Below are 17475 nucleotides of genomic sequence, written 5' to 3' on the forward strand. Positions count from 1 at the left end.
GTAAATACTCTTTTATTCACATTTCGCTTCTGCTATGTTTAGTTTGCATGGACATAAACACAATTATAGAGGACAGGAAAATGTCGCAAGTCCAAAGAATATGCCAGGGTATGGCAGTTACAGCATTAACTCTTTCCGTTTTGTCGGGATGTTCACAGGTGATTAAAACAGGCGCAAATGTCGCCTTGGGTTTTACAGAAAAACACATTGTTCCACCTATCTTGGCGATGGAAGATGCCGATATGGCGTGTAATTCCGGTAATGCCTTAACACCTGCGATTATGGCAACCAAAGATATGGGGGCTGATCCAACGCGTGTTGCTGTACTTCTGTATGCATCAGCGGGGATCTGTGCTGAAAACGAAGCCAACAGCGCAGAACTGCGTTATTTAAGAGCATCTAAAGCTGGTCAGGTGACTGAAGCTCAGGATGCACGGATAGAACAGAAACGCTGGGCTGCCATTGCTGCACAGCGCCAGTACACAGGTTATCAGCTGTTTGAAAAACGCTGGGAATCAAAATACAAGAAAAAACTGGGTGAAGAATGCCCGAAAATGAAAAGTGATCTGGATCAGACAGTTTACCTGATGGGCATGATCAGTGGTTTGCAGGCTATGACCAACGATATTAACTCGGGTGGTGCAGTCAATGTTCCAAAAGACATTGCTGCCATCGTGGAACGGGGCATGGTCTGTCTGAACAATGAAAAATTCTGGGGAGCACCTGAAGCAACACGTGCTGTCATCTGGACGCTGTTACCAGGTGCAGGTGATGGTAAGCCTGATCCTTATCAGACGCTCAAGCAGTCCATGCAGATTGGTGAACAGAAAGGTGTGAGATTGTCTCATGCACTTTATGCTGTTGCTGCACAGGCAAGTGGCGATGATGCGAAAGTGCGTGATGCACTGAAATCTTATGCAGCATCCCGTGAGGAAGGCAAACTGGTCAATCCGCAGTTTAAACTGATCGACAGTATGGCGGCTGGTATGATTCAGGGTATTGCAGACCGTTACTGGACTGAAAATACAGGTGTGCGTGCAAACGATGAAGGCATGAGCAAGTTCTGGGATGATAAGGAAGATTCATCAGAACTGGATGATCTGTTTGATGGTGATGCCAAAGCAGATGCTAAGAGTGATGCAGCTCAGGAAGCTGAAAGTCAGTAAAACTGTTCCAGGTGTAAAAGGCAGAAACTCTATTCCCATGGATGGGAGCTGAACTGTAAAGGGGCATAATCATGCAGGACCGATTTTTGATTACAAGAATTGTGTTTATCGCAGTGTTTATGTCCCTTTCTGCGTGTTTACAGGTCTTTGCCAGTGTGTTTATTTACTGGCGTGAGGCACTGCTGCACGATTTCTGGCGATTATGGACAGCACACTGGGTACATGTCGGCTGGGTACATTTTGTCCTGAACATGCTGGCATTTATGTGTTTGCCTTTTATATTTCCAAGGGTTCAGGTCAGGCATTTTATTGCTTTACTGCTGTTGTTACCACCATGTATCAGCCTGTGTTTTTATTATTTTCTCACGGATATCAGTGCTTATGCAGGACTGTCAGGCGTATTGCATGGAGCGTATGTGACGGTAGCCTGTATACATCTGCTTTACCCGCGGGAGAGAAATTTTGCTGCTCTGGTACTGCTGCTGGTTCTGGGGAAACTGCTCTGGGAAAACAGTTTTGGCAGTATGGGAACAGCTGAACTGATCGGAAGTCCGGTACTGGTTGAAGCACATTTGCTGGGTGTGATCTGGGGAATGATTTTTGCTGTTGTTTATGTGATTCACATGTATGTGACGGATAAGTGAATCTGTTGACTATTTAAACAAAAAAGAAAATGTGTATTGTCATTTTATTTAGGTTTGTTTTCGGTCAGATTTATAGAAAACAAGGAATATGAGATGGTCCAGGATGTTGACCGTTCATAAAGAAGGATCGGTGATCACGACGCTGTCGGAAGAGCCAGTATAAAAATAGGTGTGCGTATGCAGGATAATGGACTGAAAAGATCAGGACTTGATCAGATAAAACATATATGGACAAAATGGGTGTCCACCCTGGTGGTGCTGGTTTTACTGATGCTGACCTTAGTGATCGGCACGGGCGAGATGATTCATGGTCAGTTACTGCGAATGGGGGAAAGCCTGTATGGTAATCCTGCGACAGGTATGCAGTATTCATTTTTACGGGCAGACCCGGTAGCACCTCAGTGTGATCGTCATCCCAATATTGATGCACTGGTTCAGACACAGATGAAAGCCAATGCTGCAGATGAGTTTGCGGATGTATTTGGAACGGCATCTGAAGCCGATGTCCGTGCTTCTATTCTTGCTGCTCAGCAGATGTGTGAAGAAAAATATCAGTTCTTTGATAAAGCTGAAAAACATCTTGCAGAGCATCCAAGCCTGCCGTTCTATCGGACTGTTGAAACGTATTTCTTTGGTATTTTTAAATTTGGTACAGATAACCGTGCAATTTTACTGGTACTGATGGTGGTGTTTGCTGCAATCAGTGCAACACTGAATGCACATCATATCGGACTGCGTAGCCCAGTGACGAAGCTCGATTTCAGGGTGTATTCTGTATATATGTTTGTCGGGAATGCATTCCTGACGGCATCCAGTATCAGTCAGTATATTTCAGTCATTAATTCAGGCGTTCCCATCACTGGTGAAATGCAGACGATTTACTGGTTATGGATGACGCTGTTTACAATACTGACAGTGATCAGCTTCTGGCAGCTGCTTAAAGTCCCATCGCAAGCCAAAGAAGGCGGTAATTTTGGAATGGCTTTCTTAAGCATTCCACTCTATGCACACATGGCAATTATTACAGGTGTGGCATTTACCTTCTTCATGGATTATCCAATGGGGCAGGGTATTTACCTCGGACAGCTGGTTGAATTCTCCAGTATTTTCCTGAATCTGGCACTGTTTATCTGGGCAGGTATGTTGCTGAAACAGACCCGCATTGTGGATCTGTTTCTGAATATTCTGCGTCCGTGGAATCTGGCTCCAGAAACTTTGACCTGGTTGATTCTGATTGCAGCGGCATTACCAACGGCTTATACCGGTGCATCGGGTATTTTCGTTATCGCTGCAGGTGCGATTATTTATAAGGAAGTCTGGAATGCAGGTGGTCGCCGTCAGTTTGCTCTGGCAGCAACCGCAATGTCAGGTTCTTTGGGTGTTGTACTGCGTCCATGCCTCTTGATCGTGGTGGTTGCATCACTGAATAAAGAGGTCACGACTGATCTGCTGTATCACTATGGTGTCTATGTGTTCCTGCTGACCTCGACGATGTTCCTGGTGATTTCGCTGTTCTTTGCTGAACAGAAATTCCGGATTGCATCACCTGCTGTTGCATTTCCGCAGTCTGCACGTGCATTTGTACCGGTACTGCCATACATCCTGATCTTTGTTCTGATCTGGCTGTTCTATAAATATGCTCTGTCTACGGATCTGAATGAATTTACAGCACCTGTCATGATGCCGGTTGTACTGCTGATTATGGTTCTGTTTGATAAATTACGTCATGTGCCTGCACCTGTCGCAGCGACAGGACACTGGGATGCAAGCCTTTCAGAAAACTCTTCTCAGACCAATGCTGCGAACTATAAAGCACCTGATCACGGTGGTGAAAGTTCAGCTCAGGGCTTCTGGGGATCCATGCACACGGCAACCACTGAAACTGTGGGTCATATCGGTGCGCTGATCATTCTGATGGCTCTGTCTGTGAGTGTTGGTGGATTCCTTGAGCGTATCGAAGTGATGGATATGTTCCCAACAGACATAAGCAGTATCTTTATTGTGATTACTCTGATTGTTGCACTGATGGTCTTTGTCGGTATGATCATGGATCCGTTTGGTGCTGTAATTCTGATTTCTGCAACAGTTGCTCCAGTTGCTTATCAGTACGGTATCCATCCTGTGCATTTCTGGATGATTACGCTGATTGGATTCGAGTTGGGTTATGTCACACCTCCTGTTGCACTGAATCATCTGCTTGCCAGGCAGGCGATCGGTGATGAAGAAGTTGCAGCAGCAGATGCTGAGGTTCGCCACAAACCATTCTATTACCGTTATGAACGATGGATATTACCTGTGATTGTGATGTTACCCGCAATGCTGATTGTGGCTTACATCCCATATATCTTTAAGTTATTTGACTGGTATAAATAAATATGTAAAAAATGATCGGAACCTGGGTTCTGATCATTTGTTTCAGGCGTGGTAAACAAAAAAAATACGGAACTGTTCGGGTATTAGCTAAACCCTGGCAGATGCTGGCTGAATGATTGAATGGATAATCAGTAATGCCGAATTTCTGAGTGGTTCTCCACGAAGAGAAAAATAAGAAGTGGATATTATGCAAGAGAATAATCAGAACAGGACAGGAATGGGCCTGTTGAGCTATATATGGAATGAATGGATCTCAACGTCGGTCACGTTGTTACTTCTTCTTCTGACATTGGTTATTGGTACGGGTGAGATGATTCATGGGCAGTTATTGCGCGTGGGTGAAAGCCTGTATGGTAATGAAAAAATCGGGATGCAGTATTCATATCTGAGAGCCGAGCCTGAAAAACCGACCTGTGACCGTCATCCCGATATTGAAATGCTCGTTCAGAAGCAGATGAAAACAAATTCCAATGATGAGTTTGCCGATATTTTTGGTACAACCTCAGAATCGGATGTGCGTACTTCTGTCATGGCGGGTCAGCAGCAGTGTGAGGAAAAATTCCAGTTCTATGACAAAGCCATGAAATATATGGAGAGTCATTCAACTATCAGAGCATACCGTACACTGGAAACATCGTTTTTTGGTATTTTCAAATTCGGTACAGAAAACCGTGTACTGATTCTTCTGCTGATGGTCGTGGTTGCAGCAATTACCGCTTCTGTGAAATTCCATCACATTGGACTGCGCGCACCAACGACAACACTCGATTATCGGGTGTATTCAGTTGCCATGGCGCTGGGGAATGCATTACTGACTTTCTCTGTGTTCAGTCAGTACCGTTCAGTGATTAACTCAGGTGTAACGGCAACAGCCGAAACCATAGGCGTTTACTGGTTATGGATGATTCTGTTCTCGGTTGTGACCCTGATCAGTATTGTTCATTTTATAAAACCACCTGCGCCTAAGCAGTCAGGTCCTGGTAATTTTGGTCTGGCATTACTGAGTGTACCATTGTATGCCTACATGGCGATTATTACCGGTATTGCATTTACCTTCTTCATGGATTATCCAATGGGGCAGGGTATTTATCTTGGGCAGCTGGTGGAGTTCTCAGGTATTTTCCTGAATCTGGCGCTGTTTATCTGGGCAGGTATGCTGTTGACCCAGACCCGTGTAATGGATCTGTTCCTGGGTATTCTGCGTCCGTGGAATCTTGCACCTGAAACACTGACCTGGTTGATTCTGATTGCAGCTGCAATTCCAACGGCTTATACTGGAGCTTCAGGTATTTTCGTTGTCGCAGCTGGTGCAATTATCTATAAGGAAGTGTGGAACTCTGGTTCACGCCGTCAGTATGCACTTGCGGTTTCTGCCATGTCAGGTTCACTGGGTGTGGTGATCCGTCCATGTCTGCTGGTGATTCTGATTTCCATGCTGGACAGTCGTCATGTCACATCAGATGAACTGTTTGACCACGGTATTTATGTCTTCTGGTTAACAGCATTTATTTTCCTGGGTGTTTCTCTGTATCTGGCTGAAACCCGTTTCCGTGTAAATTCACCTAAAGTTGCGGTTCCTGGTATGTTGCGTGCCTGTGTACCTGTCATCCCATATATCGTGATTACCTTTATTGTGGTTGCCCTGTATAAATACGGGCTGGACACAAAAATGGATGAGTTTACGGCACCTGTGATTCTGCCAATCATTCTGATTGCCTACATCATGTTTGATAAATGGTTCAGTGACCGCTTTACATCAGATGTACCTGCGACAACGCATGATGTGCTTGCGCTGGAACATGAACAGAAATCTGAATTTTTGCGTGAGCATGGTTCAAACAGTGCAGGGAATAAACGTGGTTTCGGTGGGGCAATCTGGTTTGCTTCAGCAGAAACCGTTGGACATATCGGGGCACTGATTATTCTGATGGCATTGTCTGCAAGTGTTGGTGGTCTGATTGAGCGTACTGAAATTGTAGAGCTGTTGCCGACACATCTGGGTAATATCTATATTTCTCTTGCCTTTATTGCCTTGTTGCTCGCGATTATTGGCATGACGACCGATCCATTCGGCGCCGTGATTCTTGTGGCAGCAACGGTCGCACCTGTGGCTTATGAGAACGGTATTCATCCGATTCACTTCTGGATGATCGTACTGGTGGCATTTGAACTGGGTTATGTGACACCACCTGTTGCACTGAATCACCTGTTGACCAGGCTCTCGGTCGGTGATGAAGAAGTCAGGGCAGCCGATGCAGAAGCGAAAGAAAAATATACCAGTTTCTACTATCGTTATGAACGCTGGTTATTGCCAATCATCGTGTTGTTTCCGTCATTACTGATCGTGACTTATGCACCTTATCTTTTCAAAATGTTTGGCTGGTATCAGTAACAGTCAGAATGATAAAAAGCACCTTCGGGTGCTTTTTTTATGGTGAATTTCTGAATCTGTGTATCAGTGCTGAAGCCGCTTCTGTAACAGGGGACTGCATAAAATAATTGCCAGCAGAATAAAAGCAAAGCCCAGCAGGCTGTATGTGTCAGGAGTTTCCTGCCAGAACAGATAACCCCAGATACCGGCAAAAATAATGGCAATATAATTGACAGGACCAATCTGACCGGCAGGTGCAAGTCTGTATGCATTCGACATAAAAATCTGGCTGATGTTGGCGAGTAAGCCCGCAGCAATCAGAAAGCTCAGCTCTTTTAGGGTATACCATCTGAAATGCCAGAACATGGGAATCACTGAAATCAGTGTCCCGATAAAACAGAAATAAAACACAATACGTTCAGGCGGTTCGGTCTGGGTCAGCGCACGTACCGTGACAAAAGCCGTAGCAGCCAGAAAACTGGCACCTAGTCCGATGACAGATAACTGGTTAAACATGCCGGCATCCGGTTTGGCAACAAAGATGACACCGATTAAACCGATTGCTGCTGCCAGCAGCATGGAGCGGGTCATTTTTTCTTTCAGAAACAGCCAGGCAATCAGTGGAATAAAAACAGGGGATGAATAAGTAAAGACCATCGCGTTGGAAAGTTTCAGGTGCGCAATGGCATAAAAGAAACCATACATGGCAATCAGTCCGACCACAGCTCGCCAGGTGTGCATCCACAGTTTCTCTGTTTTAAAGAACTGCGGACCCTGTTTAAAAATCAGAGGTAAAAATATAAACAGACCGATAAAATTCCGGAAAAAGACAATGGTGGCATTGTCCACAGTGTAGGAGGCATTACGGATACAGACGCCCATCAGTGAAAACAGCAATGCTGACAGGGTTAACAGCCCAATCGCTTTAAAAAGGGGCAGTGAAGCAGTGGATTGATTCATGAAAAGATTTGCCAGAACACCTGATGGTATTCTAGCAGAATCATTGAACTGAAATTACAGCGCTTCAGGGATGTGGGTAACGGTTTCAGCCTGGGCACAGGCATTCAGCAGCGCCTGAATAGAGGCTTTGCCGATATCATGATCTATAGCTATTCCCCAGAAAATACCGATGCCTTTCAGCTGTACCTGAAGATAGCAGATGGAGCGGCTGGATGTGGCTTTACCGAGAGTATGTTCCTGATAATCCAGCACCTGAATCTGTTGAGGAATCAGTTCACTTAAGGCATTGCAACTCGCTGAAAGCAGACCGTTTCCACATCCCTGCAAAGTACAGGTGACATTCTGCCCGTTCAGGGACAGTGTGATTTCTGTCAGTCCCTGCTCAGGCTGAAAACTGTTATAACTGCTCAGCCGCAGTTTTTCCTGTTTCAGCGCATAGTGCTCACAGAATATATCCCAGATCTGAGCCTGCCCAAGCTCTTTGCCATCCTGATCGGAACGTTGCTGAATAATCTGACTGAACTCACGCTGAAGCTTTGGTGGCAGATCAATACCGTGATTCTGTTGAAGAATCCATGCCGCACCACTTTTACCTGATTGACTGTTGACTCTGATGACCGCTTCATAATTACAGCCCAGATCTTCAGGGTCTATCGGTAAATAAGGGACTTCCCAGTAACTGTGCTGCTGGTTTTTACGGGCAGCAAATCCCTTTTTAATGGCATCCTGATGGCTGCCTGAAAATGCTGTGAAGACCAGCTCTCCTGCATAAGGATGTCTGGGATGAACAGGCAGCTCATTACATTCTGTCACCACTTCAACCACTTGCTGGATATGACTGAAATCAAGCTGTGGTGAAATTCCCTGGGTATAGAGATTCAATGCCAGTGTGACCAGATCTACATTACCGGTACGTTCTCCATTACCAAATAAACAGCCTTCTATCCGGTCTGCGCCTGCAAGCAATGCCATTTCAGCCGTTGCAACACCTGTACCACGATCATTGTGTGGGTGAATACTGATACAGACATTTTTTCGCTGTGAAAAATTCCGGCAGAACCATTCCACCTGATCAGCAAATATGTTTGGCATACTGACTTCAACGGTGGTCGGCAGGTTCAGAATCATGGGGCGGTTTTCAGAAGGTGCCCATGCAGCACTCACTGCTTCACAGATTTTCAGGGCAAACCGGGCTTCAGTAAAACAGAAAGTTTCTGGTGAATATTCAAATGTCCACTGGGTTTCTGGGTGCTGGTCGCACAGTTCACGGATATATTGTGTTGCGCTGACAGAGAGTGCAGTAACTTCCTGTTCACTCATTTTAAATACAATACGTCTGAACACTTCTGCCGTAGCATTGTACAGATGAATGGTTGCCTGTTTAGCTCCCCGTAATGATTCAAATGTACGTTCAATCAGGTCCCGTCTTGCCTGAGTCAGCACCTGGATCTGAACATCATCAGGAATCAGATCATGTTCAATCAGCAGACGGACAAATAGAAAATCTGTTTCTGAAGCAGAGGGAAAGGCAACTTCAATTTCCTTAAAACCGCATTCAAGCAGCATTCTGAAAAATTTCAGTTTCCGTTCAGGATTCATTGGATTGACCAGGGACTGATTACCATCCCGCAGATCGGTTGAACACCACCGCGGTGCATGGCGGATTTTATGGTCAGGCCATGTACGGTCAGTCAGCTCAATACTTTCAAAAGCTCTGTATTTTTGTTGTGGATGCAGCAACATCATTTTTCTCCATCATGAGGGACTGAAGAAAATTATGTGCTGTGATCGGAATATATTCGCCTGAATTACTGCCATAAACTGTCGGGAAACAGACAGGCGTATATCGCATTTTTTACTGAAACTGCTGGATATACTCAGATGGACTCATCCCTGTTTCACGTCGGAACATTGCACTGAAAGCACTGGGGCTGTCATAACCAAGATCCAGCGCCACACCGAGAACAGGTTTTTTCAGCGCCAGTTCGGTCATGGCATGTAACAGTTTTGCCTGACGCAGCCACTGACTGAAATTCAGTCCGGTCTCTTTCTGAAAATGCCGACTGAATGTTTTACTGCTCATGTGAACATGCTCTGCTGCATGCTCAATACTCCAGGGCAGATTCAACTGAGCCCGAACAGCAGTACAGAGCGCAAGCAGACCTGGATGTCGGGGCTCTGGCAGGTTAAACGGGAGATCGTATAGCTGTCTGACTTCATCCAGAATCAGTTCAAGAACCCGTTCATTTCTGCTGAAAGGGTGGATTTCTTCCTGAATGTTCTGAGCCGCAGTAATCAGTTCCCTGAGCAGGGGAGGAACAGCGACGACACGACATTCCTGGATCAGGTCAGCCCGGGCAAGCGGGTCAATAAAGACACCACATGCCAGTACATCACCACTGATATGCAGGGAGTGTGACTGTCCTGCTGGAATCCAGACTCCACGACCAGGAGGCGTGACCCATGTCCCTGCTTCCGTCTGAATACGAATAACACCGGTTAATGTATGGATCAGCTGAATCCGTTCGTGTTCATGCCAGTCTTCAACATGACCATGCCGATAGTCCTGTGAAAATGCATAGACGGGGTAATTCAGATAACCATGTGAATAACGGGTGCCCATATTTTTGCCTTACTTGTCTTTTTATCGACAATAAATGTCTTTTTGTCGTGTAAATGATCCTTTTGATCTTTTTAGCATACATACAGCAAATCTGAAAATACAGGAGTTCCGATGAGCCGTTATGCTTTTATGTATCCCTTGCTGGCGATTCTGTTCTGGGCGGGTAATGTTGTTGTGTCGAAAATGGCAAGCCATGCGATTTCACCTGTGGCAATTACATTTTATCGGCTGGTTCTTGCTCTGACTGTGATGAGTACCTTTGTCCTGATTCCGGCCTGGAAAAACCGTCAGATGATCATCCGTTACTGGAAGCAGCTGGCTGTTGGCGGTTTTCTGTCTGTCTCACTGTTTCAGTGGCTTTCCTATCAGGCAGCTTCCACAACAACTGCAACCAATATGGCAGTTGTTACAGCCCTGATTCCATTGCTGACGCTTCTGATCAGTACCTGGATTTTAAAGGAAGTACTGAGTTATGGCATGGTACTGGGAGGAATACTTTCTCTGATCGGAATTGCTTATCTGCTCAGTCATGGTCAGATCAGTACTTTATTTGCAGGTGGTGTGTATGCAGGCGATGGTCTGATGCTGATAGCAGCGACTGGATATGCACTGTACAGCGTTTTACTCAAATACTGGAAAATGCCAGTTCCTGCATGGCAGTCCACGTATGTACAGGCAATATTCGCATTGATTTATGTTTTCCCGTTTTTTGTGGGACTGCAAAACAGTGAGCGGCAACTGAACATGCAGACAGTACCATTGATTGTGTATGCCGGTATTTTTTCTTCTGTGCTGCTGTCTTATTTATGGATTGAGGGCGTGCGCTGTCTGGGCCCCAGTAAAAACAGTATTTTTATGAATTTACTGCCTTTATTTACGGCTCTGATTGCAGTCATGATGCTGGGTGAGCAGCTTGAATTTTATCATCTGGCAGGTGGTGGGCTGACACTGGCAGGGATTCTGATGGCACAGTTATTGAATAAACCGCTGAAAACAGGTCAGTTGCAATCCAGCTGAAAAGGGTTTTATGCAGTATTTTATGTCTGATCAGGGCTCAGTTCTGAGCAAGCTGAGCTTCCAGCAGTTTTAACTGTTCTTCTTTGAGTTTAATCAGTTCATCTGCATCAGCATGCTGCTGTTTCAGCATTTTTTCCTGATCTTTGAGCTGAGCCTGAAGGTCATCCATTCGGGCAATTTCTTCTTTGGCTAATGAGGCATTTTCAGGAACAGGTGCTTTTAAAAGATCTTCTTCAACCAGTTTGATGGTTTCTTCTTCAGTGGCAACAGGAGGCTGTTCTACAGATGCAGGTACAGCAGATTTTTTAGCAGGGCTTACAGATTGAGCATTGATGTCCTGATATTCAGGCAGCTTTTCGTTGCCGGTTGCAAAGAGCCACTGATATGCAAAAAATATGACTACTGCCGCAACCAGTGCAGCCGTAATTCCCCATAAAAGTACAGAGCTGTTTCTTGAATCTGACGCCATGAAAAGGACCTATAATTATTCAGGTTGACGTGGTTTAAACTGAATGACGCCCACCTCATCAGGCTGAGGTGGTTCTTCTGGTGCATCGACATGGGTTGGACGGTTTTCCGAATAACCGCAGTCGATACATTCAATCCATTCGTCTTCACCAGAGGTGAGCATAACCACCCGATCCATTGCCTGGCATTTCGGACATTTCGCCCCTGCAATGAAGCGACGTTTAATGGTCATTCAGCTCACCCTGTGATCTAATCAAAGGTCAATAGTTTAAGCGTTTTTAGAGGTGTTAGTCCAACCTTGATGACGTAATAAAGCATCTATTTTCGGCTCGCGTCCACGGAAATTGATAAACGCATCAAGTGCTGAATCTTTTCCGCCAACTGCCAGAATAAACGTTCTGAATTGCTTGCCAGTGACAGTATTAAATACACCTTCCTGTTCAAAGCGGTCAAAAGCATCACTTGCTAAAACTTCTGCCCATTTGTAGGAATAATACCCCGCAGCATAGCCACCGGCAAAGATATGGCTGAAACTGTGCTGAAAGCGGTTGTATTCAGCAGAAGGCGCAACAGCATATTTCTGACGGATTTCATTGAGTGTCTGCTGGATCTGATCTGCCTGAAGTGCAGGAGTTTTCCTGTGAATAGTCAGGTCAAAAAGAGCAAACTCGATCTGGCGCAAAGTCTGCATACCGGACTGGAAAAAACGGGCATCAAGCAGTGCTTTGAGCAGGTTTTCTGGCAGGCTTTCAGATGTCTGTATATGCTGACTGATCAGTTGCAGACTTTCAGTATCCCATGTCCAGAATTCCATGAACTGACTTGGCAGTTCCACAGCATCCCAGGCAACGCCGTGTGTACCGGCAACAGAAATATTATCCACTTCAGTCAACATGTGATGCAGACCATGACCAAACTCATGGAACAGGGTCACGACTTCATCATGCGTCAGTTGTGCAGGTTGATCACCCACTGCAGGTGTAAAGTTACCGACCATATAGCAGACCGGTTTCTGCATGCCGTTTTCAGTCTGCATCCGTGAGCGGAACCCACTCATCCAGGCGCCACCACGCTTACCGTTGCGGGCATAAAGATCGAAATAGAAACCACCGATTACGATGCCCTGGTCTTCAAGCTCATAATAACGTGCATCGGGATGCCAGACAGGTGCTTCACGTTCAATCACCTGAACACCATAAAGACGGTTCACTACGCTGAATAATCCCTGAATCACTTTAGGTGCAGGGAAATACGGCTTTAAATCTTCCTGAGATAAATTGAACTTCTGAATTTTAAGTTTTTCTGAATAATAAGAAACATCCCAGGGCTGTAACTGTTCAACACCATCTGCCTGTGCACTGTTCTTCAGTTCAGCAATTTCCTGCTCAGCCGGTGCTTTTGCATGCTCAGCCAGATCAACCAGGAACTGATGGACCGTTTCAACATCAGGCGCCATTTTGGACGCCAGGGAATATTCTGCATAATTGTCAAAGCCCAGCAGTTTTGCCATTTCCTGACGTAAGCTCAGGATTTCGACCATGACCGGGGTATTGTCAAACTGTAAATCAGCTGCCTGATCTGATGCACGGGTGGTATAAGCTCTGTACAGTTGCTCACGTAATTCACGGTTATCGGCATAGGTCATCACAGCCAGATACGATGGAATATCCAGTGTCGCAACGGGCTGGTTCAGTTCACGCTGCTGCCCATACTGTTTTAACAGTTCAATACTGCTCTGAGGCAAACCTTTTAACTGATCTTCTGACAGGGGCAGACTGAAAGCCTGCGTTGAATCCAGTACATGATTGGAAAAGTCAGAAGACAGCTGAGACAGGCGTGCTGAAATTTCTGCATAACGTTTTTTAGCAGCACCTTCCAGTGCAACACCAGACAGCTTGAAATCTCTTAAAGCAAGTTTAACGGCACTTTGCTGAGCAGGGGGAAGGGTATCAAACAGTGATGCATCATAAACATGCTGATAGGTCTGGTACAAAGGAACATGCTGACCAAGCTGTGTGTAATATTCACTTAATCCAGGGAGTAAAGCTTGGTACAGCTCACGTGTCTCAGCATTATTCATGACCGCATTTAAATGGGACAGAATGCCCCATGCTTCGCTCATGCTGTTTTCAAGCGTGTCAATCTGCTCCAGCGTCTGAAGTTGCTGCTGAATACTGTCAGGTACTGCCTGCAGGTCATTTAAAAAAGCCTGACCATCTGCAATTGCCTGTTCAATCTGTTGTTTCAGCTGATCTAGTGTGATCTGATCGAACTGGGGTACAGGTAAAGTTGCCTTTTCTAATGTCATGTCTTTATGCCAGATAATGTCCTGAATTATTTATAGATGTAGGGCTTCTGAACGGGGAAATCAAGCTTTGACAATAAATTTAAACAGTGTTGCAGGATTTCATACATTTTCAGACTGGATTTAAATGATGCTGAAAATGGATCGGTATTAAAGTCAGTAAAAGCCGTCACTCTATCTGTTTATTTCGACAGGATACAGACTCATTGCAGATGACTGCTCCTGGACACTCGAATATGATCAATCGAGTGGACTATAGTTCCGAGTGAACTTTTCTGACGGGTGATCTGTAAAATGACTTTTCTGTTCTGGTACTGTGCAAATTCCCGATCACTGATCTTACAAACAGGTAAGCAGGAGTATTTGTTTGATAGGCAGTAAGTTGTTTTTTTCTTAAAGTGATGTTCTTTTGTATGTGCTGTTAAAATTTCAACCGATTTAATTCCAGTGATTTTCGTATAAAACATAGGAAAAAGCTGAGAAAAATTAAGCCAGCAGACAGGGATAAAGCAGATGGGAAATATAATCAGACAATAAAGCAAAGGTCGTTTCTGGAAATTCCGCCACGAACGGGGAATGATCCATTGCTGTTTTCTGTATAAAGAACAGAAGTACAGAATGATAACAACATAGAGCATGACTGATGCACAAAGAGCAAAGATATTGACAGCTTCTGTTGCATGAAAATTAACAAATGAAACAGCATAAGCTGCACTGATGGCTAAAACAGACAGAATGAAAATCACATAATAGTGATGATCATATTTTGTGATTAAATTTTTTGCCATGACAGATTTTGTTGTTAAATTTCAATCATCATAAACAAAAAGAGCGCCGAAGCGCTCTTTTTAATTCAGATTATTCATCCTTTGCTTTCGCATTGGCTTTTTTCTTTTTGGCTTTCGCCTTTTTCTTCACTTTATCTTTAGCCTTTGCTTCAGACTTAGCTGCAGTGTTTTTACCAGGCTTTTTGCTGTAAGAACTGGGTTTTCCTTTGGGCTTCTTTTTAATGGGAGGTCGCTCACCATTTTCGTCGCCTGTGGATGCTGCAGCCTGTCTGCTGGGACGTTCAGAAAAAACCTGCTCTGAAGCCTGAGTTTTTGCAATCCGTGGAGCTTTACTGCGGATGGCACGTCCGGCATGAGTCAGCTGCTGTAACAGTTCAAAGTCAATTTTGCGCTCTTCAAGATTCACTGCTGCAACTTTAATTTTAACTTCATCTCCCAGGCTGAATGTCTGCCCACGGGACTGTCCAGCCAGGCTCTGGCTTGGCTGATCATAAACAAAGTAGTCATCGCCCAGCTGGCTGACATGAATCATGCCATCGACATACAGGTCTTTGAGTGTGACAAACAGACCAAACTCAGCAACAGCACTGATGGTTCCGATAAATTCTTCACCCAGATGCTGTTGCAGATAATGACATTTCAGCCAGGATGTGACCGAACGGGAGGCTTCATCTGCACGACGTTCAGTTGCAGAGAAGTGTTCTCCTGCATCGTCCAGTGCTGCACCTGAAAGAGGATATTTCTTTGTGGTCAGACTGGCTTTGATAGCACGGTGTAACAGCAGATCAGGATAGCGACGGATTGGAGAAGTAAAGTGTGTATACGCTTCATAAGCCAGACCATAATGCCCCAGATTATTGGCACCATAATATGCCTGCATCATCGAGCGAAGCAGAACAGCATGGATGCTTGGCGCATCAATACGGTCTTTGGTTGCTTCAATCACTTTTTGGTAATCTGCCTGTGTTGGCTGATCAGGGAAGGGCAGACCAAGTAACTTCACAAAGTCTTTTACTTTCTGAATACGTGAAAACTCAGGTGCTTCATGCACACGGTACAGCATCGGTACTTCATTTTTCAGACAATATTCAGCCGCTGCAACGTTGGCAAGCAGCATGCATTCTTCAATCAGTTTATGGGCAACATTACGTGAACGTGGCAGGATTTCTTTAATTCCTCCGAGTTCATCGAAGGTCATGTAGGTTTCAACGGTTTCAAATTCCATTGCATGACGTTCTGCACGTAAACCTTTCAGCGTTTCATACAGCTGATACAGTGTATTTAGCGATTTTCGTACGTCTCGGTTTTCTGGAACGGCAGTACTGTCACCATCCAGATACTGAGCAACCTGAGTATAGGTCAGACGTGCCTGAGAGTGCATAACTGATGGATAGAACTCAAATTTTGTCACACGACCGGCACGGCTTAAATTCAGATCGCAGACCATACACAGACGGTCTACATCAGGATTTAAAGAACATAAGCCATTGGAGAGTGCTTCAGGCAGCATAGGCAGCACATAGTGAGGGAAATACACCGATGTCCCACGTTCCTGAGCTTCATCGTCCAGAGGTTTACCAATACGGACATAGTGACTCACATCTGCAATTGCCACGACCACACGATAACCCCCACCAGGGCGTTTTTCAGCATAGACGGCATCATCAAAGTCGCGTGCATCCTCACCATCAATCGTGACTAAAGGCAGATCACGCAGATCTATACGTCCTTCACGGTCTTTGGCAGTCGGCTCTTTAAACCGCTCAGCTTCCTCAATCACTTCTTCAGGAAATTCATAAGGCAGACCAAACTCAAGAATGGTCTGTGGAATAATAATTTCAGTGTCGGCTTTGTCTGCCATGGACTGAATAATATGACCAGTCGCCAGTTCTTCACGGGTTGGATAATCATCAATCGCAACACGGATTGAGTCGCCGACATTTACCTTAGCGTGTTCAATCAATTCTTTTTCCAGCGTAATGGGCTGATGCGCATTGGGATTGCCTGGCTGAACAAAGTATTCGCCTTCGTGAACAGTGACTTTACCAATAATCTGTTTCACCCGATGCTGCAGGACTTCGGTAATAAATCCCCATGCCTTACCTTTACGGTCTACTGAAGTCTGACGGACTTTCACCTGATCGCCATTAAAGACCAGGCGTAATTCACGTTCAGGCAGCATCAGATCATCCTGCCCGGTAATGCTGGCAGTACCAAATCCTTTCGAGTTGATATAAACCGTTGCTTCATGTTCTGGCAGTTCAGCAGCAGGCTGAAATCTGTGACCATCTTTCATCAACTGCCCATCACGAACCATGGCACTCAGACGATGACTCAGCGCATCTATACTTTTCTGGTCTGCAATATCAAATTTTTCGACAAGATCTGCATGAGACTGTGGCGCATTCATCTGTTCCAGTGTTTCAAGAATCAGTGTCCGGCTCGGGATTGGGTTTTCATAACGTTGTGCTTCGGCTTTTGCCTCAGGGTCTTCCCAGTTTTTCATCATGTATTTTAGCTTCAGTTCAGAAGATTAAGTTAAGCATAAGACATGCAGAACAAGACTGCACGTAATTGATTGCAATAATGTGTTTTATGGGGGCATTTCAGTGGATTTACAGTGCAGCTGAGTGCTCTGGATTGTTTTTTAACCACAGAAAACAGTACCTGAGCATCAAATTGTTTAAAAAATAATTCATTGAGCGAAATTCTTTATTTTTTTTAGCACTATGACTTGCTGAATCGGGTTTAACTTTGTAT

The 17475-nt window shown here is 45.0% G+C and carries 12 protein-coding genes; 5 read left to right on the forward strand and 7 right to left on the reverse strand.

Translation table 11 applies throughout. The features are described from left to right. Positions 1 to 80 precede the first annotated feature (80 nt). The 4 genes from CDG61_RS02680 (at position 81) to CDG61_RS02695 (ending at position 6575) form a co-directional block, all read left to right on the forward strand. Positions 81 to 1166: a hypothetical protein gene (locus CDG61_RS02680; RefSeq protein WP_087549951.1), complete on the forward strand. Its 1086-nt coding sequence runs from the start codon at positions 81 to 83 to the stop codon at positions 1164 to 1166. A 71-nt stretch (positions 1167 to 1237) separates the two neighbouring features. Continuing rightward, complete coding sequence (gene rrtA, locus CDG61_RS02685; RefSeq protein WP_087549952.1) at positions 1238 to 1810, forward strand: rhombosortase; 573 nt, start codon at positions 1238 to 1240, stop codon at positions 1808 to 1810. Positions 1811 to 1987: 177 nt separating this feature from the next. Next, entirely contained in the window at positions 1988 to 4183 is a 2196-nt protein-coding gene (locus tag CDG61_RS02690) for a TRAP transporter large permease subunit (protein WP_087549953.1), read from the forward strand. 187 nt (positions 4184 to 4370) lie between these two features. Beyond that, the gene (locus CDG61_RS02695) at positions 4371 to 6575 is read left to right on the forward strand and encodes a TRAP transporter large permease subunit (RefSeq protein ID WP_087549954.1); all 2205 of its coding nucleotides are present in this window, start codon (positions 4371 to 4373) and stop codon (positions 6573 to 6575) included. Between the two features lie 63 nt (positions 6576 to 6638). Here the strand turns inward: CDG61_RS02695 and CDG61_RS02700 are convergent, their stop codons facing one another. From CDG61_RS02700 to CDG61_RS02710, 3 genes are all read right to left on the reverse strand, one after another. Next, the gene (locus tag CDG61_RS02700) at positions 6639 to 7514 is read right to left on the reverse strand and encodes a DMT family transporter (RefSeq protein WP_087512796.1); all 876 of its coding nucleotides are present in this window, start codon (positions 7512 to 7514) and stop codon (positions 6639 to 6641) included. 54 nt (positions 7515 to 7568) lie between these two features. Further along, the gene (gene leuA, locus CDG61_RS02705) at positions 7569 to 9260 is read right to left on the reverse strand and encodes a 2-isopropylmalate synthase (RefSeq protein WP_228199604.1); all 1692 of its coding nucleotides are present in this window, start codon (positions 9258 to 9260) and stop codon (positions 7569 to 7571) included. Positions 9261 to 9369: 109 nt separating this feature from the next. Continuing rightward, on the reverse strand, positions 9370 to 10137 hold the full coding sequence (locus tag CDG61_RS02710; protein ID WP_087549955.1) for an AraC family transcriptional regulator: 768 nt from the start codon (positions 10135 to 10137) through the stop codon (positions 9370 to 9372). Positions 10138 to 10248: 111 nt separating this feature from the next. Between CDG61_RS02710 and CDG61_RS02715 the strand changes: the two genes are divergently transcribed. Beyond that, entirely contained in the window at positions 10249 to 11154 is a 906-nt protein-coding gene (locus CDG61_RS02715; protein ID WP_087549956.1) for a DMT family transporter, read from the forward strand. Between the two features lie 37 nt (positions 11155 to 11191). On the opposite strand, the gene CDG61_RS02720 is transcribed toward CDG61_RS02715, so the two are convergent. The 4 genes from CDG61_RS02720 to rnr form a co-directional block, all read right to left on the reverse strand. Beyond that, a complete protein-coding gene (locus tag CDG61_RS02720) occupies positions 11192 to 11623 on the reverse strand; it encodes a hypothetical protein (protein WP_087549957.1) in 432 nt (143 codons plus the stop codon). 15 nt (positions 11624 to 11638) lie between these two features. Continuing rightward, positions 11639 to 11848, reverse strand: a complete 210-nt coding sequence (locus tag CDG61_RS02725) for a YheV family putative zinc ribbon protein (protein ID WP_171405523.1) — start codon at positions 11846 to 11848, stop codon at positions 11639 to 11641. Between the two features lie 42 nt (positions 11849 to 11890). Further along, positions 11891 to 13945 (reverse strand): M3 family metallopeptidase, encoded by a 2055-nt coding sequence (locus CDG61_RS02730; protein ID WP_171405623.1) that lies wholly within the window; start codon positions 13943 to 13945, stop codon positions 11891 to 11893. Between the two features lie 840 nt (positions 13946 to 14785). After that, entirely contained in the window at positions 14786 to 17221 is a 2436-nt protein-coding gene (rnr, locus tag CDG61_RS02740) for a ribonuclease R (RefSeq protein WP_087550026.1), read from the reverse strand. Between the last annotated feature and the right edge of the window lie 254 nt (positions 17222 to 17475).

It is taken from the genome of Acinetobacter sp. WCHAc010052, from assembly GCF_002165295.2.
Classification (GTDB): domain Bacteria; phylum Pseudomonadota; class Gammaproteobacteria; order Pseudomonadales; family Moraxellaceae; genus Acinetobacter; species Acinetobacter chinensis.

Excerpts from the sequence above, each read along its gene's own strand:
- CDG61_RS02710 (WP_087549955.1), bottom strand. The coding sequence starts at position 10,137 with ATGGGCACCCGTTATTCACATGGTTATCTGAATTACCCCGTCTATGCA.
- rrtA (WP_087549952.1), top strand. The coding sequence starts at position 1,238 with ATGCAGGACCGATTTTTGATTACAAGAATTGTGTTTATCGCAGTGTTT.
- CDG61_RS02690 (WP_087549953.1), top strand. The coding sequence starts at position 1,988 with ATGCAGGATAATGGACTGAAAAGATCAGGACTTGATCAGATAAAACAT.
- CDG61_RS02680 (WP_087549951.1), top strand. The coding sequence starts at position 81 with ATGTCGCAAGTCCAAAGAATATGCCAGGGTATGGCAGTTACAGCATTA.
- rnr (WP_087550026.1), bottom strand. The coding sequence starts at position 17,221 with ATGAAAAACTGGGAAGACCCTGAGGCAAAAGCCGAAGCACAACGTTAT.
- CDG61_RS02715 (WP_087549956.1), top strand. The coding sequence starts at position 10,249 with ATGAGCCGTTATGCTTTTATGTATCCCTTGCTGGCGATTCTGTTCTGG.
- CDG61_RS02720 (WP_087549957.1), bottom strand. The coding sequence starts at position 11,623 with ATGGCGTCAGATTCAAGAAACAGCTCTGTACTTTTATGGGGAATTACG.
- leuA (WP_228199604.1), bottom strand. The coding sequence starts at position 9,260 with ATGATGTTGCTGCATCCACAACAAAAATACAGAGCTTTTGAAAGTATT.
- CDG61_RS02700 (WP_087512796.1), bottom strand. The coding sequence starts at position 7,514 with ATGAATCAATCCACTGCTTCACTGCCCCTTTTTAAAGCGATTGGGCTG.
- CDG61_RS02695 (WP_087549954.1), top strand. The coding sequence starts at position 4,371 with ATGCAAGAGAATAATCAGAACAGGACAGGAATGGGCCTGTTGAGCTAT.